We start from the raw sequence: 22,933 nt of genomic DNA, 5'->3' as shown, positions 1-22,933 counted from the left end.
TTCTCGTTTCTCAATGTAGGCCATGAGCGCGGCTTTCGGTAAAAAGGGGTCAATTGGCCCCGTGGGGTCAATATGGGGTCACTAGAATACGAAAAACCCGGAGACGTAGCAACAATTTCGAACAACTGAAACCGTTGAAAATGGCAGGAAATGGCGATATTCTTTGTTCAAGGTTGTTCAGAATTATAAAAGAGCGTAAAGCTCATAACCTGAAGGTCGCAGGTTCAAATCCTGCCCCCCGCAACCAATAAAATCAAGGGCTTAGCAGAAATGCTAAGCCCTTCGTTTATGCCAATGGTACAGTTTTGGTACACTAAATCTCAAAAATAAATTTCAGGCTACAATAGCTCTCAACAATGTTGGCTACAATTTGCTGTACCAAATTGTACCATTTTGCATTTTCCGTAGCTTAACGAGATAAGCCCCGACCACGATCCATATTTAAATACCGCTCAGGCTCCATGTTTTTGTGCAGGATGCGCATGATTGTCAGTCTCTTTGATGTCGATTCATAGAAGATGACATGACTTCCAACCGGGTGTGAGCGTAAGCCCTTACGTAAATTGTCTCGCTCTTTCCCTATATCGGGCATGTCATTCAATTCAGAGAACTTATTCCTTATACCAGAAAGATATTTTGCCTTCTGTTTTCTTCCCCATTCTTTCTGGGTGTAATCGCCTATCTTTTTAAGGTCACGTTCCGCGGAAGCCGTAATCCGGATTTTTCTATTAGAGTTCGGCAAAAAACCGATCCAAAACTTCGGATGTCTCTAGGTCAACAAAATCTCCATTTTTAAGATCGTTGTCCGCTTCCTTAAGAGCTATCTTGAGTTTCTGGAGTTTGAGGGTTTCAATTTCCTCATGTTTTTTCAAAAGACGCAGCGCTTCACGAACGACTTCGCTCGCATTGTTATAATCGCCTGAATCTGCGCGATCGCGAACAAATTGTTCTAAATTCGGTGTTAGGCTGAAATTCATCTCTGACCCTCCTTAACTACATTTAAGTATGGTAATAAACGACAAAATGTCAATCTTTGTTATCAGATATTGCTATTACTCTATTGCGTGTTCCACGCGATATCCTTGTTCTTCCAGCTTTACCGAACACCTCCGGCTTTCCCAAGGTCGCCGTCCGGCCATGCCCGCACAAACGTGTTTGGCCAGATGCCCCTTTGATTGAAGGGCGGCTTCTTGGAGCCGTCTGTTTATCGGTCTCACTCCCTTCTCTTGCTCGCGGCTCTTTGGTCGCTCGCCGCTGGGCAGAAGGTATAGCGCGGGGGTTTGCCCTGCGGGTAATTCAAGAGAAGGACTAAAGACGATGAACACCTACCATGCGACCCCTTACGATATTTCCGCCACAGGGTTTTATTTTCAGACTTTGGAAGAGTACCAGAAGAAAGCAGGCGAACACCGAAACGAATACGGTGATCCGGTTGAGGAATATGAAATCCAGTATATCGACGGCGACGGAGACGATTGCGACTTGTTTCATGCCTTGTCGGTTAATCAGGCAAACTTGAACATCTGGTTTGATGACTTTGAAGGCGCGTTCACGGATGAGGAGTTGGTGAAGGTGCTCTACCTATCTGGTGAGTTTGGCTTGAGCATGAAGGAAATCTTGGAGCGTGATCTGGATGACGTTTATCTGTTTGAAGGTTCGCTCAAGGACTATGCGGAGCAGTATCTTGAAGGTAGCGGAATTCTGGATGCTGTAGAAAAGGCAGGCCTTAATCCATTCTATATCGACACGGACGCCTATGCCCGCGATATGGAAATCAACGGCGGGTTTACCACCTTTGAACATGACGGGAATCAGTTTGTGATCGAGTATCATGGATAGACAAGAAATCAGCCCTGCGATTGCAGGGCTGATGATGATTTGTTTCAGGCTTTCAGGATGTAATAGCCCGCCCCCCTTATGAGGCGCGCCCAGCCGCCCGCTGGGGCATGGGGCGCAAGGATTGTGACTGCCAAGCCGTCAGCGTCGGCTCGCGCGTGTCTCCCTCAATCGCCTGACCCGCCGCGCCAATATGGGGCGGGAAATTTCCAATGCGGAGATACAAGACTGCCTGGGCCATGTGCTGACCACCCTTCGCGCTATCGAAGAAGCCGCGACCAAGAAGTGAGGCAGGGCGGTGATCGGCAAACCCATCTATGGAAATGGCTTCAGGGGATGCCTGTCATATCTGACCAGGGGGCGACAAAGGAAGAATCCGGAGCGGGTAGAATGGAGCTCGACGCGCAATCTCGGCAGGCTCGACGCGCAGGGTGACGCGAAAGAGATCGGGCGGATCATGCGGGCAACGGCCAACCTGTCATCACGAACCAAGAAACCGGTTTTGCATCTACCAGTATCCTGGACGAAAGAGGACGCCCCGAATCTGGACCGGGAGAAGATGGAGCGCATTGCCGACCGGCTGCTAAAGGAACTCGGGCTGGAGAATCACCAAGCGGCCATCTATGCCCACAACGACACGGGCCATAAGCACATCCATATTCTGGTCAACCGCATTGACCCTGAAACGGGCCGGGCATGGTCTACGTCTCGGGACTGGCAGCGGATCAACAAGGTGCTGGCGGACGAGGAACGGGAGCTCGGTCTCGATCTTGTGGATCATTGGGGCGTGGACTTTGAGCGCGACCTGGAGCGCGTGAAGGAACGGATTGAGCGTGACGATCTGGATATCGAAGGGCCGAAACCTTCGGAGGGAGAGCTCCAACAAGCCCTGAAGGAAAATCGTGTTCCGGATATCCCGTTCGAGAAGTCTCAGCTCAAAGACCTTCGAGACCTGATCGGCGTTGATTTTTCCGAAGCCGCCAGTTGGAAAGACCTTGAAGATCGGCTGGGCGCGAAAGGATACACCCTTATGCCCAAAGGGCAGGGCGCAATCATCACTGATGGCAGGCAGGTTGCCAAACTCTCCCAGATGGGACGTGGCGTTCGCCTGAGTGCCTTGGAAGAGGGATTCGGCAAGTCCTATCGGGAATGGACGCAATGTAGAGCTCTGGGTTTAAGTCATATGCAAGGAACGTCGCCACGGATTGAGGATCGAGAAGTTACAGGAAGATTTTACATTTGGGATGACATTGGAGAAGGGGTAAACTGTCCTCTAAGGGAGCCACTGTAGTGGGTATCCAAGCTCTTTGGTAACCAGACTTGGTGAAACACGTGAGCGTGACAGTATATCTTTATATCTGGCGGGCCAATCTTCCAGAATGTTATAAACAAGTTGGAGCCCTAAAGAACGAGCCTTTACTCTCATCATCTCAACCTGCTTAGCATTATCAAGGTCTTCTGGTTTTGAGTAGGTCTTCCATACAAGATCTCTAAATTTTTTGACCTTAACCTCATGCTGTAAAAGAATTTTCAATAGTTCACGCGCAAACTCAAAAAATTCAAATGCATTCACGCAGGTGCCATCACTAAGTGTTACACGGCCATCAGAAAAGCTGTTGGTAAACTTGATCGCGAAGCTGAGATGTTCTTTTTCAGCCAATACAGTGTTTGCGGCAGCCAAATTTCCCTTACAGAAACTGCAAAGCCGGAAATCAAGCGGTTCTGGGATTATGCGGTTTCGAAAGTCAAATCGATGAGGGGCTACTGGAGCGGAACAGAATGGGCACTGATCATGAAGTAGAACCTTATGTTTTTGGCAAGCTACAATAAATACAAGGCGCCAGGTTCGCCGGTAATAGGGTATAGCGTCATCGCGCAGACATAATGGGCAATACTGTAAGCCGTAACGCTTGCGGGTTCTATGGTAGACGCCAAGTGAGAGAATATTTCTTGTATAGGATTTAGGTGCGTGAGATTTGAACGCTAAATTTTCAAAGCTCTTAAGGCGTGTTTGATCAAGGATCCTGAATGAGCGGCCCGATTGCGCTGATAGAGTTTGAAGCTTTTCGTCAGATACCGAATTATCAAGGTCTCTAGTCCAGATATCTGTAGACTTTAGGGTAAGCGTTGTGAATGTCTGGATTTTTTGCCCGTGAGCGGAAGCACATCGAATGAGCCAGGATGAGGTTAATTCATCTGGTAGGGGGTTTAAATGTATCGGCCATGTTTTAGAAAGTCTCACGAGGTCGTTCTCGATAGAGCTGTCTCCTAGAAGAAGGACTCAATCGGTCCACTTTTCGGAAGATGTCTAAAGTTAGCTTCGGTGCGTCCTCTTCAATTGCAATGAGTGTTGCTTCGCGAACGAGTTCAATGATTTCTCCAATCACCTGTTCAGATCTTTCGAACAGATGCATGTAGAGCGTCTTGTGATCAACCAGCCTTGTTGGTTCCGCAAGAGGAAGGCGACTTTCAAGAGTGTAGAGCAGGCGAAGGTAATCCTTATTTAAAGTCCAATGATTTAGCTTGAAAGGCATAAACCTGCTCCGAATCTGTTTGTCGGCAGAGAGGGCATTTAACGCATCGTTAGTACCAGCGGCCACTATGGAAATCTGAAGTGTATTGCTTAAATATTTAAGAACATTGCGAAATTGTTGTTGTTTTAAAGCTGTGCCGGCAAGCATATTGTGAACCTCATCAATGATGAGAACCTTGACACCGATCTGGCGAAGGACTGTTTCAACTTGATGGGCTTTTTTCTCAATCCTGTCATTGTATCGAAAAGGTACGCAAAGAAGATCAAGTATCGTTGTGTAGAAGGCTTGGATACTGGCTTCCGGCGGAGCCTCTATTTTGAAGACTGGACATAGGATGTGATCCCCTTCAGGGTTTTCATCGATCGGATGTTCTTTACAGAACTGATTTAGGATTGCCGTTTTACCATTATTGCTTTCCCCAAATATTAATAGGTTCTGCATTCTGGTCCTTGCCGGAGAGGTAAGTAACTTCTCCATTTGATTGAGAGCCTTTGCTGCAGTGGGATAATTAATCCAATGATCCTGTTGCACCCATAGAGTGCGTTGATCTTTCCCAGCAAGAAACACCTGTTGTGTTTTTTGAGTCATGTGATCTAAGGGCACGCGTTAATCCTCATCGGTAAAGGCGGTGATTTCAGAGGGATCTATTTGTGAGCGCCAGTCATCAACTTCTTCACAAACTTGTTTTTTTTGTGCTGGGGTTGGGTCGTGATGCCCAGGCTTTCTCATAAAGGGTTTGGCAAGTTTTTTCTGTTTTTGGGTTTTCTGAGCTTCATTTGCCAGCTCCTGCAGTTCTCTGTGGCCCTCAATGATTTGTTGTGTATCTATTCGATTGAGGTTTTGTCGACTAAGATAGTTGGAAACAGCTTTGAACTCCCAAAGAGACATTGGGGGAAAGCGAGTGTCTTTACACAGAATCTCTGAATATTCTTCAGTAATTGGATTTTTGAAGTATAGCTTCGAAATGTCCCATGGATCTCTTCTGAATATAAACTTTTCTGAGGCTTTAGAATTTTCAGATTTCCGGTATTTGATGAAGGGTTCCAGCGTGTCACTGTAGTAGGTTAGAGTATCCAGACTAACACCGTCTTTTTGTATGGTTCGTTCAAACATGGGCATGAAGTCCAGTCTAAATTTGTGTTGATCAACAATCAGCGGTGGCGTCCCTGTAAGCCCGCTGTCGTTATATGGGTGCAAAGCATCTTTGTATTTAAGTAAGGGGCAGTAACCAAAATCTAAACCAGTATGCTCTTTAGTGTGGTAAATTTTTGAGAAAAAAATCGTACAGTGCTTTTGTACTTGAGAAATCGTGTAAGTTGCATTTTTCGCCGGGTCGTAGTCACCCTTGCTTGTTACATTGGAACGTGTTGTCCCTTTCATTGAATTAAGTTGGGTTGATAAAGTACCCATTAGTCTTTCGATATGAGCGCCAAACTCTGGTTTGGCGACAGGACGAAATTGAAGGTTCATATTATACTGCTCGCAGGCATTTTTTAGGGTATTTCCCCTAAATTCTCTGGCATTGTCGCAATGAATGGTTTCCAGTAATCCATATACAGGCCAGTCAGCCTCAATACCCATAGACTTCAACCATTCATCTTTAGGTTGGACTGCATGATAAATGCATTGGGCTACTGAGCCGGCGCTTGGAGGATCAAAACTGATAAAAAAACCGGCAACCATTCTGGAGTAAACGTCAATTGCCAAGGTTATCCAAGGTCTTCCAATTACTTCTCCAAACTCTTCATCCACACAGACAATATTCATCAGCGTATGATCAATTTGGATGACTGAGAGCGGACGGATCGCTTCTTGATATCCTTCAGGCGACGGGGCGTAGAAAACACGTTTGGCTTTCTTGCCAAATCTTGCACTTCTGATTTGTTGGTCTGGTAGTTGTCTAATTCGGTTTAAGAGTGTGTTTTTATGGGGAGGCTTAAGATTCAGTTCGTCACATTTAACCTTTAGATAATTATATGAAGACTCGATAGTGGGTCGTTCAGGTGTCAGGTAGTGATTATCTATAATGTCCTGCATTAACTCTTCGACTTGAAGATCGATACGGGATTTTCCTTTGTCGCTTCGTGTGACGTCTAACAGCGCTGATTTACTTCTTCCAGATTTGTATTTTTTGATCCACCGATAGAGTGTTGTGTAGCTTACATTTAATTCTTGAGCTCTGGATTTTACTTTTTCGAATCCGTTTCCTTTTTGGCGGTTATCTAATAGGTCTTTGATAGCATTAAATCGGAAATCAATTATTTCCTGCTCTTTTTCAGTTAAGCTCGTAATATCCTTAAGCCTAAAAGTATTTTCTGGAAACTGGAGTGGTTCTAGATCGTGGATTTTATATCTAACTAGGTCTTTGATCGGATCAAACTTAACTAGTACAACATTGTGTTCCACGAAACTCATTACGCGACCCAACACCCCATCACATCGATAGTAATTACCTACAGATACTTCAAAGCTTAATGGTTGTACCATAGCGATCAGATTCCTTCCGGATGTGTTGAGATTATCGTGTCTTTTGACAATGGTTTATTCAGGTCCGTAATTAGGATGTTGCGTGCAACGAGCTGCCAGATAACAAATATGAGCTCTTGAAGTTGAATGCCTTCGATGCCGTGTTTTGAAACGAAAGTGTCTAAAGAGGTTGCCAAGCCGTTGTTAAAAACTTCAAACACTACTTTCCAATATTCCGGGAGAGGGTACCTGAGGTGTTTTTGAAGAATTTTCACGTTTTCAAGGTAAGGGGTTCTGATTTGCCGCTCTGTTAAAATTTTGAACCGGTACTGGTTTGACTTGCTATGGCGAATGGCCGCGCGGAACTTTTCTTTTAAGTCAGAGCAATTCTTGTGAAGGTCATCGACATATTTGATCTCATAAATCCAGGTCTCTTCTTCATTGCTATCTGATACTTCATAACTGACCAAAAAGTCGGGGGTATAGTGGCGTATTGCCTGCTCTGAGTTGACATATCTGATCTTAATTGGCTGAGAGATAATGTTTGTTACCTGTGTGTTGAACTCCATCAGTTCGATAAAGTCTCTCTCAAGAGTAGACTCAAATTGAATAGAGCCAAATCTTGAAGTTCCCACGTACCCTGTAAGGCTACGATAGCTTTTTTGTATCCGCCTAACTGTCACCAATATCGCCTTTTTCTATATAATTATATCTTATTTTGACCATACTATCATTTAAAATTATTCCTGTCAGGTGGGCGCAAAGCCAATCCAGGGGAGGTGTCGCTGGCTCATCTTGGGGTTCTCTTTTTGGATGAGTTGCCGGAATTTGGAAGACAGGTTCTGGAGGCCTTGCGGCAACCTGTAGAAATTGGCCGGGCGGTGATTGCTCGCGCGAATGCACATGTGTCATATCCTGCACGGTTTCAAATGGTCGCCGCCATGAACCCGTGCCGATGTGGGCATTTGGATGATGCGGAACTTGCCTGTGCAAAAGCCCCTAAATGCGCGTTGGAATATCGGAACAAAATATCTGGCCCTATGCTGGATCGTATGGATATCTTTGTGGAAGTGCCCGCGGTCTCCGCTATGGATTTAACTTTACCGCCGCCAAGCGAGACCAGTGAAATGGTGGCGGAGCGAGTCGCACGTGCCCGTGCCATTCAGCGGGCACGATATGGAAAGCTGAACCTTCTCAACCCAATTCGTACCAATGCAGAAGCCGAAGGGAGAGTGCTTGAGCAGGTTGCTGTGTTGGATGAGAGTGGGCGTGCCTTGATGCAGGATGCCATCGGTAAGCTGAAACTTTCCGCAAGGGGGTATCATCGGGTGTTGAAGGTAGCGCGCACACTTGCAGATCTGGAAGGGAAGGAACAGCTTGGTCGTGCTCATATAGCTGAAGCATTGGGGTATCGTGCAGCACTACACGGCCTTAGGTCATCTGCCGCAGCTTGAATTATTTTACGTCCAGTTTTTCAATGTTTCGTCTGGCGGTCTCTCCGGCCGGGCTATTGGGGGTGAGCTCCAGCACCTTTAGCCAGTCTTTTCTGGCCTCATCCGGGCGCCCCAAAAGGCGGTGGAGAATGCCGCGCTCCACCAAGCCATCCACATCATCAGGAAGCAAGGAGAGAGCCAAGTCCACATCTTCAAAGGCCCGCTCATTATTGCCAAGATGCCGCCAGGCAACCGCACGGAAAACCATGGCATCAATACGGGTCGGATCAATGCGCAGGGCAAGATCCAGATCGTTGAAGGCGTCCTGATAATTTTCTGCGGCGGCCAGAATACGGCTGCGATCCACCAGCAGATCCACGTCATTTGAATTGAGTTCCAACGCGGCGGTCACCACACCGTAGGCGCGGGAATAATCCTTGGCAAGAAGCCATGTATTGGCGGCTTGCGAGAGGACGGCGAGGACAAGATGAGAGCCCGCTTCGCGCATTTCCTGTGCCAGTTTTTCAAGGCGCGGGGCTGCCAGATGGTATTTTTTCATGCCGACGAGGGCAAGTGCGGCGCAATGGCGGGCCGGAAATCCGCCTCCTTGATCGCGCCAGCTCAGAGCACTTTCAAAAGCTAGCTCCGGATCTTTCTTTGTCAGCTTGATACAGGCGTCATACTCGTCTTTCTCGTTACGTACTGCTGCTGTCGCGGCAGTGGTTTGAAGGCTTAGAAACGAGGTCAGAAGCAGAAAACTCACAAAGGGTTTGATCATCAGTGTTATTTCAAGCTGTAAATTGATTTCCAATTTGAATTTATAGGGGCTGGTACGCAGGAGTGCCAGCATCTTATTTTACCTTAATTGGTCCAGAAACCGCTCCTGTTTCGACACAAATCGGTCTAAATTGAATTTTAGGTATGAGGTTACACGTTCCAAAGGATGAGGGAATCTTATGAAATCAGCAGTTTTCGGTCTGGCAATGGGATTGGGTTTTGTTGCGCCTCTGGCAGTATATGCCGATGAGGTGCAGGACTATCCATTGGTGGAAGATGAAGTTGTTATGAACCTGCAAACTGAAGGGTGGGTGACAACAGAAGATGCCCGGGTTGGGGTGCAATTTACTGTTGTGCAGCAGAAAGAAACTGCCTCTGAAATCCGGCAGGAAATTCTGGATAAGCTGAAGAAATTCTCTCCCGATGCCAAGTGGCATGTGACATCCACAAATCAATCTAAAGACCAAACCGGTCTCAATCGCTGGTATGTTGCGGCGGAAGCGCGTCTCCATGAAAAATATGTTGCAGGTCTTCGCGATAAAGCCGAAGAAGTGAGCCGCCCCGGTTTTAAAGCGACCATCAATTATGTGAACTTTGCTCCTTCTTTGGAAGCGATGCAGGGGCTGATGGGCGAACTTCGCGGTAAGATCTATAAAATGGCCGCTGAAGAAGCAAAACGCTTGAATACTGCTTTTGAAGGCGCCAAATATCGTGTGCGTATGGTGGATTTTGTGGGCGAAGGTATGCCTAGCCCGCGCTTGATGGCACGTCCTGCGATGGAGCCAAAAATGGCGATGGCGGAAATGGACGCGCGCGGGGTCGCTGGGCAAAGCAGCGGCGGTGCCCAGATGCCGGTCTCCAGAAAGGCGATGCTGTCTGCCACGGTTGTGTTGGGCCAGATGCCCGCGGAAGAGAATTAGGATTTATGACGGATAAGAAGACGGTTCTTTGTTTTGGTCTTGGGTTTACGGCGAGGGAACTTGCCCGGCAAAATCCAAACTGGAATTTCATCGGAACCAAACGAGATGTCACGGCGGCAGGGGAGACCTTGCCGCCTAATGTCACTTTGAAGCCTTTTGAAGGCGAAGCCTTTCCCATCTGGTGGGACGAGGTGGCGGATACCATCACTCATGTCCTTTTATCCATTCCGCCGTCAGGGGAAGGGGATCCGGTATTTCTGACGATGTCAGAAGCGCTGGTCACCCTGAATAGCCTTGAGTGGGTCGGGTATCTCTCGACTACTGGTGTCTACGGCAATCTGAACGGCGGTGAAGCAACCGAAGAAACCCCCCGCAATGCAAGCGGTCCACGCGGACAGCGTCGGGTAGATGCAGAAATGGCGTGGGAAGATCTACACGCTCGCAATGGATTGCCGCTTCATATCTTCCGTTTACCGGGCATCTATGGTCCTGGCCGAAATCAGCTTGTTTCCCTGCAAAAAGGGAAAGCTCACAGAATTGTGAAAAAAGATCATGTTTTCTCACGAATTCATGTTGAGGACATCGCGGCCATTCTATCAGCGTCCATGAAACAGCCTAATCCCGGACGTATTTATAATATTGCGGATGACAATCCGGCACCGCCGCAGGATGTGGTTGCTTACGCCGCAGAATTGCTGGGGATTGAGGCGCCGCCGCTTCAGGATTTTGAAACGGCTAACCTAAGCCCAATGGCGCGTAGCTTCTATAATGACAATAAGACAGTCAGTAATAAACGCATCAAGGATGAACTTGGGATTTCTTTAAGGTTTCCAACCTATAAAGAGGGATTGAAAGCCTTGTCAGAGGCGCTTTGAGCGTTTATGTAACATAAATGAAATTCTAACAATTGGTCGAGTTTGCACATGCCCCGCGCAAAGTGTTTTGATAAAGAAGATGCCTTACAGAAAGCCATGAAAGCCTTTTGGGCCCGTGGATATGAAGCAACTTCCATTCAGGATCTAGTGGATTGCATGGGTATCAACCGGGGCAGCCTGTATGATACTTTCGGTGATAAGCATCAGCTTTTTATCTCTGCTCTTGATCAATACACACAGCGCTCCCTGTCCCGGGGAAATGCCCTGAAGCAGGATGGAAACACTGTCGAAATCCTGACCGACTACCTTTACGCCTTCATGTATCGCACGCTGGAAGATCCTGAAAAGCGTGGGTGTTTTATCACCAACACAACGGTGGAACGCGGCTCCTACGATCCGGAATGTGCAAAGCTGATTCGGGAATATTACGGTAAAATCGAAGAAGATCTCACTGCGCTGATTGCCAAAGGTCAGCAAAATGGCGAAATCGAAAACCAGAGAGAGGCAGCAGAGCTTGCGACCTTCTTTGTTGGTGTGATGCAGGGTATCCGGGTTATGGGTAAATTGCGCCCGGAAGAAACCACCCTTCGGCCCATGGTAGAAGTGGCACTGGCTTCCTTAAAAGGTTAAGCTGATTTATCTGAAAATTTAGAGTGAGTGAAAATGCCGATTAGTCCAGAAATTTGGGGGCCTGTCGTTTATGCGGCCGTGTTTATTTCACTCATTCTTTTCCCCTGGACGGTCGGACGCATTCGGCTGATTTTTGCGGTGCTTGGTTTTGGGGGGCTGGCCGCTATTGTCGCGCTGGATATCTTGGTTGGTATGGAAAAAGGAGAGCTTGCGCTCGCCAAGGACCTTGCCCTTCTTGATATCTTGAAGGGCGTCTTCTTCTTCCTGAGCAGTTTTCTGGTGGAACGGGTTTTTAGAATCTGGCTGATCCGCCGGGAGCAAAATAAGCCACCAGAAAGTTATGGCGATAAAATTGTCCGTGAAAGGTTCGAGCGGGAGATGCGCGGCGTCAAAACATATGATGAAACCGCGCCCAAGAAATAACTAGCCTTCGATCACGGCTTTCAAAAGTTCTATCGCTTCCTCAGAATCCCACTCTGCAGGACCCACAAGCCGTCCTACTTCGCGGCCCTCCCGGTCGATGATCAATGTGGCAGGAAGGCCAAAAACACCAAGTTTGCGGCCAGATTTAACGGTTTTATCGTTGAAAGCAGCCAGGTTTTCAAGTTTAAGTGCTTTCAGGAATTTTTTTGTTTTTTCAACACCTTGAAGGTCCTGCCCAACGGCAAGAACGGTAAAGTCATCTGATCCTAGTTCCGCTTGTAAGTTATCCAGACTTGGCATTTCTTCGCGGCAGGGGGCGCACCATGTGGCCCAGAAATTGACCAGGAGCACTTTGCCTTTAAATTCTGAAATCTGGCGCGTGTTGCCATCCCCATCTTTGAAGCTGATGTCCGCAATTTCTTCCCGTTCTTTCTTCAAGGTGACATTTTTCATCTCACCGTTGAGATATTGGTCAAGATTTTGGGAGAAAGCAGTTGAAGTCGAGAGCCCAAGCCCTGTAAATGTAAGCACAGCAAGAAGGGTTGCGATCGGTAATTTTTTAAACATCATCGTGACTTGGTCCAACAGTTACTTAAAGAGAGCCCACAGACATGAGCGCAAATGAGCTTTGGGGTGGCAGATTTGCCAAAGGCCCCGCCGAAATTATGGAACGTATTAACGCCTCCATCGATTTCGATCGACGGCTCTATAAGCAGGATATCGCCGGATCCATGGCCCATTCAACTATGTTGAGGGAACAGGGGATCATTTCAAGTGAAGATTGCCAGAAAATACAGGAAGGATTACAGACAATTCTTCGTGAGATCGAGGCTGGCAATTTCAAAACCGATCCGGCCCTTGAAGATATTCACATGCATGTGGAAGCACGCTTGCGTGAATTGATCGGCGATCCGGCAGGTCGTTTGCATACCGCACGATCTCGTAACGACCAAGTGGCAACGGACATGCGCCTTTGGGTGCGGGATACGATGGACCATCTTGATGGTGAATTGAAAGACCTGCAAAAAGCGCTTTTGTTTCAGGCGGACACTGAAGCCGACACAGTTATGCCAGGCTTTACTCACCTTCAGGCCGCGCAACCGGTGACTTTCGGTCACCATATGCTGGCTTACCTTGAAATGTTTGCGCGGGACCGAAGCCGCCTTGCCGATGCACGGGCGCGTCTGAATGAATGTCCATTGGGGTCAGCGGCCCTTGCCGGTACATCGTTCCCAATTGATCGGGAAATGACAGCAAAGGCGCTGGGGTTTGATCGTCCAACTGCAAACTCATTGGATGGAACTGCAGATCGCGATTTTGCGTTGGAGTTTTTGAGTTTTGCCTCAATCTGTTCCATGCATCTGTCGCGTCTAGCAGAAGAAATTGTCATTTGGTCCAGTGCGCAGTTTAAATTTGTGGAATGTTCCGACAGTTTCTCAACCGGATCTTCCATCATGCCGCAGAAGAAAAACCCGGATGCGGCGGAATTGATCCGTGGTAAAGCGGGCCGTAGTGCCGGTGCTTTCCAGACCCTGCTCATGATGATGAAGGGGCTGCCGATGACGTATGGCAAGGACATGCAGGAAGATAAAGAACCTGTGTTTGATGCCGCCGATAACCTGCAGCTTTGCCTTGCGGCGATGACAGGCATGATCCGCGATATCAAAGTAAATGGTGAGATCATGAAAGCGGCCTCTGGCGCAGGTTTCACAACTGCGACAGATCTTGCGGACTGGCTGGTTCGTAAATTGAACATGCCGTTCCGTAATGCCCATCATGTGACGGGCACACTTGTGAAAATGGCAGAAGATAATAACTGTGGTCTTGAAGATTTGACGCTTGCACAGATGCAATCTGTTGAAGCTGAAATCACTGATGAGATTTTTGATGTACTGGGTGTGGATAATTCTGTTGCCAGCCGCGTAAGTTATGGCGGAACAGCACCTAGTCAAGTGCGGGCGCAGGTGGCCCGTTGGCAGACAATTCTGGACGGAGAAGGATGATGCGGAAAGTTGTAACCTTACTTGTTGTTTCTGGTCTTATGTTGGGCGGTCTTGCTGCGTGCGGCAAGAAGGGCAGTCCCACATATAAGAAGCAAGCAAGCGGTTACACCCTCCCTGTCGTCACTGAATAACGGACCTGAATAATGGATCATTTTAATTACCAGAACGGCGAACTGTACGCCGAAAATCTTCCTCTTGCTGAAATTGCGAAAGAGGTGGGAACGCCCTTTTATTGTTATTCCACGGCGACGTTGGAACGTCATTTCAATGTCTTTTCAAAGGCGTTTGACGGGGCAAATGCACTGGTTTGCTATGCGGTAAAAGCCAACTCCAATCTGGCTGTTATCAAAACCCTTGCCAAATTGGGTGCGGGCGCAGATGTAGTTTCTGAAGGGGAACTACGCCGGGCGCTGGAAGCTGGTATTCCTGCGAACAAAATCGTGTTCTCTGGTGTTGGTAAAAAACCACATGAAATGGAACTGGCACTGAACGCAGGGATTTTGCAGTTCAACGTAGAGTCCGAACCAGAAGTGAGAGTTCTATCCGAAGTCGCAACGCGCCTTGGAAAAGTTGCGCCGATTGCCTTTCGGGTGAACCCGGACGTGGATGCCAAAACTCACGCGAAAATCTCAACCGGTAAGGCTGAAAACAAGTTCGGTGTGCCGTGGCAGGATGTGTCGCGCATTTATGGGGAAGCAGCAACGCTGCCTGGCATTAAAATCCAGGGCGTTGATGTCCATATCGGATCGCAGCTCACGGATCTGGATCCGTTCAATAATGCCTTTATGCGGGTCCGTGAACTCGTGGACCAACTACGCAAAGAAGGTCATGAAATTACGCAAGTTGATCTGGGCGGCGGTCTTGGTATTCCCTATGATGGCACGATCCCACCTGCGCCAGAAAACTATGGTCAGGTTGCCTTGCAGGCTATGGGGAACCTTGGCGTACAGTTGATCTTTGAGCCGGGTCGCCTAATTGTAGGTAATGCGGGTGTTCTGGTATCTGAGGTGATTTACGTCAAACAGGGGGCTGAACGAAAGTTTGTCATTCTGGACGCTGCCATGAATGACCTTATTCGCCCTGCCATGTATGACGGCTACCATCATATCGACACAATCCGTCAGCCTAATGAGGCGGATGGCACGGAAATGGTGGATGTTGTTGGGCCTGTTTGTGAAACCGGTGATACTTTCGCTAAAGGGCGTGAATTGCCCCCTGTGTCTGCTGGCGATCTGGTTGCCTTTAGAAGTGCGGGTGCTTATGGGGCCGTGATGGCGTCGACATACAATACCCGGCCACTGGTGCCAGAGGTTTTGGTGAACGGTGATGACTTTGCCGTGATCCGTGAACGTCCGGCATTGGAGGAATTGCTAAAACAGGATAAGCTGCCAGAGTGGCTGTAAGGTAGGGCATCTGCTTTTCAGCTATGGAAGCTGGAGGGCAGATGAACGACGAAGTGCAGATGTCAGACTGGAAAGTGGGGTTGCGCCTGAAATGGGCGCAAGCCGTTCTTCTTGTCGAAAATATCTGGAAAGCCAGCACTTATCTTTTTGTTTTTATTTGCCTTTACGTTGCCGTCAGCTTTACTGGATTTTGGCAGGCCATCCCCGATTTACTGCATTTTTCGTTATTTGTTGCCGGGGCGATTATTTTCTACATCCTTCTTTGGAAGGCGGTTCGAAATATCCATTTTCCACACCATGATGATGTTCTGGAGGCGCTGGAGCGGCGCAGCCACATCAAGCATAACCCCTTAAAAGATCTGGAGCAGCCAACGGCGGTTTCTTTTGTAGAGAGCGACAAGGCCGTTTCTTTGTGGCGCCTTCATATGGCGCAGCAGGCTAAACGGCTAAGGCAGCTTAAATATATTCTCCCGCGCTTATGGCTCTCAGAGGGCGACCCTCATGCCCTTCGGGCGATGGCTCTCTTTACTGTCGTTGCATCGGCTATTTTCGCAAGTGGCGACTATAAAGGCCGTCTCGCCTCTTCCTTTGATATCGCGATCCATTTTGAAAAGCAGGTCATTCAACTGGATATCTGGGCCACCCCACCTGAATATACAGCGTTAGCGCCCAAATTGCTGTTCAAGGGAGAGGTAACCGAGGCGGGACCAGTGACGGATTTTAGACTTCCTGAAGGAAGCAGTTTGGTTGCCAGTTTGTCGGGGGCGGATGAGGTGCCTTTGCTAAAAGGGGAGCAAACGGAGAAGGAACTTACCCAAATTGCCCCGGGTAATTACCAGATCAGTTGGGATAATATTCCCGCGGGTCGCTGGCAGATGGTGGTTGCTGGGGATGTGATTTCTGATTTTACCATCACCCCTATTCCTGATTTGCCACCGGTTGCAAATCTTCTGGCGACGCCTTTAGTTACCAGTAGAAATGCCCTTCAGATATTAGGTCGGGCGGAAGATGATTACGGCGTAAACGGGTTAAAAGCGCGTTTCTACCGTGACGGAAACGAAAGAGAGTTACTGATTGATTTGCCTTATCCCGAGGGGCAAAAGCAAAGCGAGAGCCAGAGCTATATTGACCTGACGGCGGACATCTGGGCAGGCCTACCCGTTCGACTGCATTTGGAAGCCGTGGATGAGCAGGGCCAAGTAGGCAGATCACGCACCATTGAAATGATATTGCCTGAACGCCAGTTTTCTCATCCGGTTGCCCGCGTACTTGTCGGGGAGCGCAAGAAACTGGTACTGGACCCTATTCATAATCGCCTTCCCGTTATCGCCACATTGGAGGCCATCACGTCGCTGCCAGAGGCAATGGACAATGATTGGGGGGTGGTTTTAGCCATTTCTGTGGCCCGCGCCTCTTTAATCACGGATCTTATGTCAGAGAAAATTGAGCCTGTGGCCGGATTACTGTGGCAAGCGGCACTGAAGCTGGAAAATGGTAATCTGAATATCGCAGAGCAACGCATGAGAGATGCCGAAAAAGCTTTGATGGAGGCGCTTAACAATGGCGCAGATGCTGATGAGATCTCCCGTCGGGTTCAGGAATTGAAAGAAGCGATGAATGATTTTCTGGCGGAAATGGCGGCCCGCGCTATGAGCCCGGAAGATTTTCAAAACCTTCCTATGTCTGGCACCCCCAACGCTTTTGCGCAGGATGATTTGAACAGGATGTTGTCGCAGGTTGATGATCTGGCAAAAACCGGGGCGACGGATGAGGCACGTAATCTTCTAAATCAGCTTCAAAATATCCTTGAAAACCTTCAGGCCGCAGGAGAGGCTGCGCAAAATGGTCAAATGCAGGCAGGCCAAAAAATGTTGAAGGAGCTTGGGGATATCGTCTCAGAGCAGCAGAAGCTTCTGGATCAAACTTTTTCCCTGTCTGAAAAAGAGATGCGTAAAGCAGATGAGGCTGCCCGCAATCCTGACAGCCTGCCCTTCGCCACCAGACCGGGGGATTATAAAGGTCTGCAAGAGCAGCAGAAGGTGCTGCGTCAGCAGCTTGGAGATTTAATGGGAGACCTTGGCCTTAACGGACCTATTCCGGCCCCACTTGGCCGCGCAGAACGTGCCATGAAACGGGCGTTAGAAGCGCTTTCCCGACAGCAATCGAATGAAGCGCAGGATTGGCAACAAAATGCACTGCAACAACTGCAGCAAAGCGCATCCAGTCTTGCACAGCAAATGATGCAGGGACAAGGAAGTGGAAAGTTAAGAGGCGCTTTTGGTCAAGATGGCAATCAGGATCCACTGGGGCGTTCAGATGGTCCAATGGGTAGCCCGCCAGACAGCGCAGGCAAGAACCAAATTCCAGGGGCAAGTAGTGTCTCCCGCGCCCGCGCCATCTTAAATGAATTACAAAGGCGACTTAACGAACCCGGTCGGAGCCCTCTTGAAAAAGACTACTTGAAGCGATTGCTGGAGCGTTTCAATTGAGACTGGCAACGGGCCTCACCTTCCCATATGTTTAAGGTTAGAAACCGCCTTAAGCAGGACCAAGAATGACCCAAGATCACCCTTTTTCTGAATATGTCCGCATTCTTGGCAAAGGGCCAAATATGTGGCGTGACCTCACTTTTGACGAAGCTAAAAGTGCCATGGGAATGATCCTGCGAGATGAGGTTGAACCGCTGCAGCTAGGGGCATTTCTTCTGCTTCTTCGCCGAAAAGGAGAGACAGGCGAGGAACTTGCAGGCATGGCAGCGGCTGCCAAAGAGACATTTGAGTTGCCAGCAGAAATACCCCATGTGGATTTTGATTGGCCTTCATACGCAGATCGCCACCGCCAGCAACCTTGGTTTATCCTGTCAGCAATCCTTTTGGCAGATCAGGGATATCGCGTTTTGATGCATGGTATCGAAGGGTACAGCGATGGTTTTGCGCCCACGAGACCCGGGCTTGATCTGTTCGGTATCCCGCAAGCAAGTTCCTTGAAGGAAGCTACGAGCCTTCTTCAAGATAACCCGCTCACCTATGTTGGGCTGGAGACTTTCTGTGCTCCCCTTCAACAGCTGTTTGATTTAAGACCGTTGCTTGGGGTGCGCACTGCCGTCAATACATTTGGTCGGGATCTTAACCCTTTAAATGCCCGCTGTCAGATGCAGGGGGTATTCCACCCACCCTATAAAGCGTTGCATTTGGGGGCTGCGGAGTATTTGTCGCAGGAGAATGCGTTGATTTTCAAAGGCGGGGGCGGTGAAGTCATGCGGAATCCCATGAAGCCATCCCGCATGGATGCGATCTTATCGGGTGACGTCTCTGAAATCGTCTGGCCGAAGCTTACGGATATCAACGATTATAAATGGCGGGAAGAGGATCTTGATCCTGAAAACCTGAGACGATTGTGGAGCGGCGAGCTGGTGCTTGAGGTTCCCACGCTTGCCGTGATCGGAACACTGGCGGCGGCGCTTAAAATGAAGCAGCCAGAGAAATCACCGGACGAATTGGACAACATCGCCCGGGAGATATGGGAAGCCCGGGATAAGGGACGTTTTAACTAACGTCCCGATGGAAATGAAATTCTTTGTCGTTTGAAGCATCTGGCTGAAAACTGTATCCAGCCATGTCGAAGGCTTTGATGTCTTCTGGATTTTCGATGCGGTTCTGGCTGATATAACGGGCCATCATGCCGCGGGCGCGTTTGGCGCTAAAGCCAATGACTTTTGCAACGCCGCTTTTCACCTCTTTAAAGACGGGAGTGATGACTGGATAGTTTAATGCCTTGGGTTTGACCGCTTTGAAATACTCGTTTGAGGCACAGTTGATGATCATTTTTGAAGAATGAGAGGAAAGTTCATCATTCAGCCCATCGGCCAACCGCTCCCCCCAGAAGTCATAGAGATTTTCACCGCGAGTATTGGCCATGCGGGTTCCCATTTCCAAACGGTATGGCTGGATCAGGTCCAGCGGCCGTGCAATGCCATAGAGGCCGGAAAGAATACGCACATGATCCTGTGCAAAAGCAAGATCCGCTTCCGACAATGTCGTGATGTCGAGGCCTGTATAGGTGTCGCCTGCAAAGGCAAAGCCGGCCTGCTTGGCATTTTCAGGATTAAACGGAAATTCCATGGCCTGAAAGCGTTTATAGTTTAAGTCACTGAGGTCATCACTGATCTTCATCAGTCGCTTCAGGTCCGCCGGGTTTTGCTTCTTTGCCGTTTTCAACAGTTCCTGAGTGTCTTTCTGAAATTTAAGTTCAGTATAGGTTTCAGGCGCGTAGGTACGGTCAAAATCGAGTTTTTTTGCAGGAGAAAGCAATACCAGCATAGAATTATTCCAATTATTAATTAGTCGCTTTTGTTATGTGGCAATTCACAGCTATTCGTCAATAGGGCGCATGGACCAAAGGTCGGTCGAAAGACCCCGATCAGGAAGAGTTGTTGGATATGTGAGATGTTTGTGATGATACACCCAGACCGAATTTCGATGATAAAGCGGGATAACGTAATGCCCTGCCAAAAGAAGCCGGTCCAGTACACGGGTAGCGGTTTGTAGCTCCTCTTTCGTAATCGAGGCTTTGATCTTCTGGATCATTTCATCAACGGCTGCTGATCGGATTCCAGGATAATTACGGCTTCCTGAAAGATCAGCAGCAGCACTGCCCCAGTAAAAGGCCTGTTCGTTTCCGGGAGACAGGCTTTGGCCCCATCTCGCGATCATCATATCAAAATCAAATTGGTTGATGCGCTGTTGATATCCAGCACTATCCATCATTCGGATTTTCGCCTGAATGCCGATTTTTCGAAGGGTATCGATGAAACCTGCCAGTATTTTCTGGTATTGACGATCGACCAGCAGAATTTCAAATTCAAATGCTTTTTTGTTGCGATCTATCAACATCCCATCAGGGCCAATTTTCCAACCCGCTTCACGAAGGATTTTCTTCGCAGCCCGAAGGGAGTTTCGTCTGTCCAGATTGGTTGCAAATGCTTGCTGATCTAGAAGTTCGTAATCGTCGGATTTTATGCCGAGGATTTTTAAGGTCTCTTGTTCTGTTGTAGACAGAGGGTTTAAGGCGGAAAGGGGAGTATGTTCAAAAAAGCTGCCGGTCCTTTGGTATAAACCGTGAAGAAGATTTTTGTTAATCCACTCAAAATCAAACAACCTCGCTAGCGCTTTTCGGATATTTTTGTCGTCAAAAGGCGCGCGCCGTGTGTTGAAAACGAGGGCTTCCATATATGGGGGGAGCCGCCTCGATAGTGCCACTGAACGGTAGGTGGTGTCTTTTTTGCGAGCGTTCCATTTTGCAGGATCACCTTCTGTATAGAGATCCACTTCATTGGCTTTGAACGCTTGAAAGGCAACTTCCTTGTCGCGGAAATACTTGTAGGTCACCTGATCAAAATTGTGGCGTCCCTTCATGGAGCGCAGCTCATCCCCCCAAAAGGGGCGAATGCGTTCATATGTTATTTGATTGCCGGCCTCGGCAGTTTTTATGCGATAGGGACCGCTGCCAACCGGGTGTGAAAGATGTGTCTCTGCGAAGGGTTGCTGGCTATAGAATTTGGCTGATAGCACGGGCATTAGCCCAAGTATAAGGGGTAACTCCCGACCACTGGCTTCCCGGAAGGTAAAGATAAGGTCTCTATCGTTTGGGGCTTCCAGAGTTAAGACTTCACGGTAATATTGCCTGTGATTGGGTCGGCCTTTGTCTCTTAAGGTTTCGAAACTGAACCTTACATCTGTAGCGGTGACAGGGGTGCCGTCAGAAAACCGGGCTTTGTCATGAAGGCGCAAATGCAGTCGCCGCCTGTCGCTGCTGATGTCAACAATGGAAGCAAGACCGGAATACAAACTGAAGGGTTCATCTGCACTTCGGTTAAGAAGAGACTGGTATATCAGGCCCAAACCTTTTGCCGGATTCCCCCGCACAATAAACGGGTTCAAGCTGTCGAAACTTCCAACTGACGCAAGGCGTAAATGTCCCCCTTGAGTGGCGGCAGGGTCGGCATATGAAAAATGGGAAAAGCCCGCTTGATACTTCGGACTTCCATGCATGGCAATTCCCTCTTCAGATGCTGCTGTGCCATGTCTAACAAGAAGGGTGAGCGCAAATGCGATGATGGCCCGCTTTATCATGTTTTCCCACCATTTAGGGTTACTAAATGCTGTTGCAGTTTATCCACATGGGCAGGCATGTGCTCTTTGGAGGTTCCGGCGAAACCAATGATCAGACCGTTACGACTTTTCGGCCCGTGATAAAACCGGGATAACGCCCGCAAGAGCAATCCATCTTCCTTGCATTTGGCCTCAACATCCAAATCTCTGATATTGTCCTTTAGAAAAGCGACCAGATGCATGCCAGACTCTTGCGGTTTCACATCAAGAAAATCACCACATTTATCTTGGAGCAGTTTCAAAAGGCATTGTTGACGTTCGTCATAAAGTAACCGCATCCGGCGAATATGGCTAGACAGATGCCCTTCACGAATAAATTCGGCAAGGGCAGGTTCCACTGTGGCAGGTGAATGCCCATCCATATCCCGCCTTAAAGACAGGAACATATCCACAAGGTCGGGCGGGACAACCATGTATCCGATTCGGAGTCCACTAAACATCACCTTGCTCATGGAACCCACATAAATAACCCGTTGATCCGTATCCAGCCCCTGCAAAGAGGAAAGGGGACGACCCGTATAGCGATATTCACTGTCATAATCGTCTTCCAACAGGAAGCTGTCCGTTTGTTTTGCCCAATTCAGAAGATCCAACCTTCTGGGCAAAGACATGGTAGGTCCAAGGGGATACTGATGGGACGGGGCGATACAGGCAAGGCGCGCTTCTGGTGCCAGTTTTTCAGCTGCCTCCAAAGAAAATCCTTCGTCATCAACGGGAACAGGTATAGGCGTTGCGCCAGCGCCAATAATGGTGTTGCGAACCCCAGGAAATCCGGGATCTTCCATTAGAATGGGATCTCCCGGATTTGCAAAGGCCCGAACAACCAGATGAATGGCCTGCTGGGATCCACTTAAGACAATGATCTGCTCGGGATCGGATTTTACGGCGCGGGTTTGGGCAAGATAGTCACTCAAAGCTTCTCGCAAATCTCGGGAGCCACCTATAGGATTTCCAGTTAGCAATTCCCTTTTGGGACGCCGCCAGTGCTTTGCTAACAATCGTGACCAATCCACAAAAGGAAACTGTTCCAGTTCCGGGGTGCCCGGTGAAAAGGGGCCGCCGTGATAAACTTGTGACGCTTTTTTCTGATGCAATGCCGCTGCATGACTTGAAAGTGGAAAATGGCGATCAATTTTTTGTGGATTTTCTTTCTTGGCAGATTTCGTCAGAATTTCATCGGGGATCTGATCTGAAATGAAAGTTCCCGATCCGGTCCGGCTTGTCAAATATCCTTCCGCCATGAGCTGATCAAATGCAGCGAGAATAGTGTTTCTGGAAACGTTCAGGTCTTTTGCCAGCAGCCGTGTAGAGGGCAGCCGTGTTCCTGCCTTTAAGGTGCCATCCAGGATGGCTTCCCTTAGTTGTAGGAATAATTGACGATGTAGTGGATCTTTACTTTTTAAATCCAAAGAGATAGCGGAAAGCAGTATTTGTTTCATGTCAAATTGGCCCTGTGAATTCCG

Annotated in this window: 24 protein-coding genes and 1 pseudogene; 12 read left to right on the top strand and 13 right to left on the bottom strand. The window is 48.5% G+C overall.

The features are described from left to right. Nucleotides 1-409 precede the first annotated feature (409 nt). Nucleotides 410-742 carry a type II toxin-antitoxin system RelE/ParE family toxin gene (locus tag GUA87_RS18285; RefSeq protein ID WP_193714966.1) on the bottom strand — a complete coding sequence of 111 codons (333 nt, stop codon included), beginning with the start codon at nucleotides 740-742 and terminating at the stop codon, nucleotides 410-412. After that, on the bottom strand, nucleotides 729-977 hold the full coding sequence (locus tag GUA87_RS02620; protein ID WP_193714965.1) for a type II toxin-antitoxin system ParD family antitoxin: 249 nt from the start codon (nucleotides 975-977) through the stop codon (nucleotides 729-731). The genes GUA87_RS18285 and GUA87_RS02620 overlap by 14 nt, the downstream gene beginning before the upstream one ends. A gap of 340 nt (nucleotides 978-1,317) precedes the next feature. Here GUA87_RS02620 and GUA87_RS02615 point away from each other — a divergent pair, with 340 nt between their 5' ends. Then, entirely contained in the window at nucleotides 1,318-1,839 is a 522-nt protein-coding gene (locus GUA87_RS02615) for an antirestriction protein ArdA (RefSeq protein WP_193714964.1), read from the top strand. 76 nt (nucleotides 1,840-1,915) lie between these two features. On the opposite strand, the gene GUA87_RS02610 is transcribed toward GUA87_RS02615, so the two are convergent. Next, nucleotides 1,916-2,077 (bottom strand): hypothetical protein, encoded by a 162-nt coding sequence (locus GUA87_RS02610; protein ID WP_193714963.1) that lies wholly within the window; start codon nucleotides 2,075-2,077, stop codon nucleotides 1,916-1,918. Between the two features lie 57 nt (nucleotides 2,078-2,134). On the opposite strand from GUA87_RS02610, the gene GUA87_RS02605 reads away from it, so the two are divergent. Beyond that, on the top strand, nucleotides 2,135-3,127 hold the full coding sequence (locus GUA87_RS02605; RefSeq protein WP_193714962.1) for a relaxase/mobilization nuclease domain-containing protein: 993 nt from the start codon (nucleotides 2,135-2,137) through the stop codon (nucleotides 3,125-3,127). On the opposite strand, the gene GUA87_RS17795 is transcribed toward GUA87_RS02605, so the two are convergent. The 5 genes and pseudogenes from GUA87_RS17795 to GUA87_RS02585 form a co-directional block, all read right to left on the bottom strand. Further along, nucleotides 3,110-3,517: a hypothetical protein gene (locus GUA87_RS17795; RefSeq protein ID WP_227711789.1), complete on the bottom strand. Its 408-nt coding sequence runs from the start codon at nucleotides 3,515-3,517 to the stop codon at nucleotides 3,110-3,112. The two genes, GUA87_RS02605 and GUA87_RS17795, sit on opposite strands and share 18 nt — an antisense overlap. A gap of 126 nt (nucleotides 3,518-3,643) precedes the next feature. Continuing rightward, nucleotides 3,644-4,078: pseudogene (locus tag GUA87_RS18280) on the bottom strand (TniQ family protein); the annotation flags it as partial. Further along, the gene (locus tag GUA87_RS02595; RefSeq protein WP_193714960.1) at nucleotides 4,065-4,973 is read right to left on the bottom strand and encodes a TniB family NTP-binding protein; all 909 of its coding nucleotides are present in this window, start codon (nucleotides 4,971-4,973) and stop codon (nucleotides 4,065-4,067) included. The pseudogene GUA87_RS18280 and the gene GUA87_RS02595, both read right to left, overlap by 14 nt. Before the next feature lie 3 nt (nucleotides 4,974-4,976). After that, nucleotides 4,977-6,857, bottom strand: a complete 1,881-nt coding sequence (locus GUA87_RS02590; RefSeq protein WP_193714959.1) for a Mu transposase C-terminal domain-containing protein — start codon at nucleotides 6,855-6,857, stop codon at nucleotides 4,977-4,979. 5 nt (nucleotides 6,858-6,862) lie between these two features. Further along, complete coding sequence (locus GUA87_RS02585) at nucleotides 6,863-7,519, bottom strand: TnsA endonuclease N-terminal domain-containing protein (RefSeq protein ID WP_193714958.1); 657 nt, start codon at nucleotides 7,517-7,519, stop codon at nucleotides 6,863-6,865. Nucleotides 7,520-7,582: 63 nt separating this feature from the next. Here GUA87_RS02585 and GUA87_RS02580 point away from each other — a divergent pair, with 63 nt between their 5' ends. Next, complete coding sequence (locus tag GUA87_RS02580) at nucleotides 7,583-8,290, top strand: ATP-binding protein (RefSeq protein ID WP_193715793.1); 708 nt, start codon at nucleotides 7,583-7,585, stop codon at nucleotides 8,288-8,290. A gap of 1 nt (nucleotide 8,291) precedes the next feature. Here GUA87_RS02580 and GUA87_RS02575 read toward each other — a convergent pair whose 3' ends face one another. Further along, nucleotides 8,292-9,119: a tetratricopeptide repeat protein gene (locus GUA87_RS02575; protein ID WP_193714957.1), complete on the bottom strand. Its 828-nt coding sequence runs from the start codon at nucleotides 9,117-9,119 to the stop codon at nucleotides 8,292-8,294. A 106-nt stretch (nucleotides 9,120-9,225) separates the two neighbouring features. Here GUA87_RS02575 and GUA87_RS02570 point away from each other — a divergent pair, with 106 nt between their 5' ends. From GUA87_RS02570 to GUA87_RS02555, 4 genes are read left to right on the top strand one after another with little or no spacing between them, the layout of a single operon-like run. After that, nucleotides 9,226-9,966: a hypothetical protein gene (locus GUA87_RS02570; protein WP_193714956.1), complete on the top strand. Its 741-nt coding sequence runs from the start codon at nucleotides 9,226-9,228 to the stop codon at nucleotides 9,964-9,966. Nucleotides 9,967-9,971: 5 nt separating this feature from the next. Continuing rightward, nucleotides 9,972-10,841, top strand: a complete 870-nt coding sequence (locus GUA87_RS02565; RefSeq protein WP_193714955.1) for an SDR family oxidoreductase — start codon at nucleotides 9,972-9,974, stop codon at nucleotides 10,839-10,841. A gap of 48 nt (nucleotides 10,842-10,889) precedes the next feature. Next, nucleotides 10,890-11,471, top strand: a complete 582-nt coding sequence (locus GUA87_RS02560) for a TetR/AcrR family transcriptional regulator (protein WP_193714954.1) — start codon at nucleotides 10,890-10,892, stop codon at nucleotides 11,469-11,471. Between the two features lie 33 nt (nucleotides 11,472-11,504). Next, entirely contained in the window at nucleotides 11,505-11,894 is a 390-nt protein-coding gene (locus GUA87_RS02555) for a hypothetical protein (protein WP_193714953.1), read from the top strand. Here GUA87_RS02555 and GUA87_RS02550 read toward each other — a convergent pair whose 3' ends face one another. Beyond that, on the bottom strand, nucleotides 11,895-12,464 hold the full coding sequence (locus tag GUA87_RS02550; protein WP_193714952.1) for a TlpA family protein disulfide reductase: 570 nt from the start codon (nucleotides 12,462-12,464) through the stop codon (nucleotides 11,895-11,897). A 41-nt stretch (nucleotides 12,465-12,505) separates the two neighbouring features. Here GUA87_RS02550 and argH point away from each other — a divergent pair, with 41 nt between their 5' ends. The 5 genes from argH to GUA87_RS02530 all read left to right on the top strand — a co-directional run bounded on the left by argH (nucleotide 12,506) and on the right by GUA87_RS02530 (nucleotide 18,853). Further along, complete coding sequence (argH, locus tag GUA87_RS02545) at nucleotides 12,506-13,897, top strand: argininosuccinate lyase (protein WP_193714951.1); 1,392 nt, start codon at nucleotides 12,506-12,508, stop codon at nucleotides 13,895-13,897. Continuing rightward, nucleotides 13,894-14,028, top strand: a complete 135-nt coding sequence (locus GUA87_RS18035) for a hypothetical protein (protein WP_265332185.1) — start codon at nucleotides 13,894-13,896, stop codon at nucleotides 14,026-14,028. The genes argH and GUA87_RS18035 overlap by 4 nt, the downstream gene beginning before the upstream one ends. Before the next feature lie 12 nt (nucleotides 14,029-14,040). Further along, a complete protein-coding gene (gene lysA / locus GUA87_RS02540) occupies nucleotides 14,041-15,300 on the top strand; it encodes a diaminopimelate decarboxylase (RefSeq protein ID WP_193714950.1) in 1,260 nt (419 codons plus the stop codon). Nucleotides 15,301-15,341: 41 nt separating this feature from the next. After that, nucleotides 15,342-17,789, top strand: a complete 2,448-nt coding sequence (locus GUA87_RS02535) for a TIGR02302 family protein (protein WP_193714949.1) — start codon at nucleotides 15,342-15,344, stop codon at nucleotides 17,787-17,789. A gap of 65 nt (nucleotides 17,790-17,854) precedes the next feature. Beyond that, the gene (locus GUA87_RS02530; RefSeq protein ID WP_193714948.1) at nucleotides 17,855-18,853 is read left to right on the top strand and encodes a glycosyl transferase family protein; all 999 of its coding nucleotides are present in this window, start codon (nucleotides 17,855-17,857) and stop codon (nucleotides 18,851-18,853) included. On the opposite strand, the gene yaaA is transcribed toward GUA87_RS02530, so the two are convergent. From yaaA to GUA87_RS02515, 3 genes are read right to left on the bottom strand one after another with little or no spacing between them, the layout of a single operon-like run. Then, nucleotides 18,846-19,619, bottom strand: coding sequence for a peroxide stress protein YaaA (yaaA, locus tag GUA87_RS02525; RefSeq protein WP_193714947.1), 774 nt, complete (start codon nucleotides 19,617-19,619; stop codon nucleotides 18,846-18,848). The two genes, GUA87_RS02530 and yaaA, sit on opposite strands and share 8 nt — an antisense overlap. Nucleotides 19,620-19,670: 51 nt before the next feature. Then, nucleotides 19,671-21,431 carry an extracellular solute-binding protein gene (locus GUA87_RS02520; protein ID WP_193714946.1) on the bottom strand — a complete coding sequence of 587 codons (1,761 nt, stop codon included), beginning with the start codon at nucleotides 21,429-21,431 and terminating at the stop codon, nucleotides 19,671-19,673. Further along, nucleotides 21,428-22,909, bottom strand: a complete 1,482-nt coding sequence (locus GUA87_RS02515; protein WP_193714945.1) for a PLP-dependent aminotransferase family protein — start codon at nucleotides 22,907-22,909, stop codon at nucleotides 21,428-21,430. Before GUA87_RS02515 ends, GUA87_RS02520 begins: the two co-directional genes overlap by 4 nt. Nucleotides 22,910-22,933: the final 24 nt, after the last annotated feature.

Origin of the sequence: Sneathiella sp. P13V-1 (assembly GCF_015143595.1) — a bacterium.
Taxonomy (GTDB): Bacteria; Pseudomonadota; Alphaproteobacteria; order Sneathiellales; family Sneathiellaceae; genus Sneathiella.
The sequence above is the reverse complement of the archived record's forward strand: the minus strand, read 5'-3'. Positions and strand labels throughout refer to the sequence as shown.

Coding starts and splice junctions, on each gene's coding strand:
- GUA87_RS02530 (WP_193714948.1), top strand. CDS start 17,855: ATGACCCAAGATCACCCTTTTTCTGAATATGTCCGCATTCTTGGCAAA.
- GUA87_RS02555 (WP_193714953.1), top strand. CDS start 11,505: ATGCCGATTAGTCCAGAAATTTGGGGGCCTGTCGTTTATGCGGCCGTG.
- lysA (WP_193714950.1), top strand. CDS start 14,041: ATGGATCATTTTAATTACCAGAACGGCGAACTGTACGCCGAAAATCTT.
- GUA87_RS02610 (WP_193714963.1), bottom strand. CDS start 2,077: ATGGCCCAGGCAGTCTTGTATCTCCGCATTGGAAATTTCCCGCCCCAT.
- GUA87_RS18035 (WP_265332185.1), top strand. CDS start 13,894: ATGATGCGGAAAGTTGTAACCTTACTTGTTGTTTCTGGTCTTATGTTG.
- GUA87_RS02570 (WP_193714956.1), top strand. CDS start 9,226: ATGAAATCAGCAGTTTTCGGTCTGGCAATGGGATTGGGTTTTGTTGCG.
- GUA87_RS02620 (WP_193714965.1), bottom strand. CDS start 977: ATGAATTTCAGCCTAACACCGAATTTAGAACAATTTGTTCGCGATCGC.
- yaaA (WP_193714947.1), bottom strand. CDS start 19,619: ATGCTGGTATTGCTTTCTCCTGCAAAAAAACTCGATTTTGACCGTACC.
- GUA87_RS02565 (WP_193714955.1), top strand. CDS start 9,972: ATGACGGATAAGAAGACGGTTCTTTGTTTTGGTCTTGGGTTTACGGCG.
- GUA87_RS02560 (WP_193714954.1), top strand. CDS start 10,890: ATGCCCCGCGCAAAGTGTTTTGATAAAGAAGATGCCTTACAGAAAGCC.
- argH (WP_193714951.1), top strand. CDS start 12,506: ATGAGCGCAAATGAGCTTTGGGGTGGCAGATTTGCCAAAGGCCCCGCC.
- GUA87_RS02590 (WP_193714959.1), bottom strand. CDS start 6,857: ATGGTACAACCATTAAGCTTTGAAGTATCTGTAGGTAATTACTATCGA.
- GUA87_RS02550 (WP_193714952.1), bottom strand. CDS start 12,464: ATGATGTTTAAAAAATTACCGATCGCAACCCTTCTTGCTGTGCTTACA.
- GUA87_RS02615 (WP_193714964.1), top strand. CDS start 1,318: ATGAACACCTACCATGCGACCCCTTACGATATTTCCGCCACAGGGTTT.
- GUA87_RS02575 (WP_193714957.1), bottom strand. CDS start 9,119: ATGCTGGCACTCCTGCGTACCAGCCCCTATAAATTCAAATTGGAAATC.
- GUA87_RS02535 (WP_193714949.1), top strand. CDS start 15,342: ATGAACGACGAAGTGCAGATGTCAGACTGGAAAGTGGGGTTGCGCCTG.
- GUA87_RS02520 (WP_193714946.1), bottom strand. CDS start 21,431: ATGATAAAGCGGGCCATCATCGCATTTGCGCTCACCCTTCTTGTTAGA.
- GUA87_RS02515 (WP_193714945.1), bottom strand. CDS start 22,909: ATGAAACAAATACTGCTTTCCGCTATCTCTTTGGATTTAAAAAGTAAA.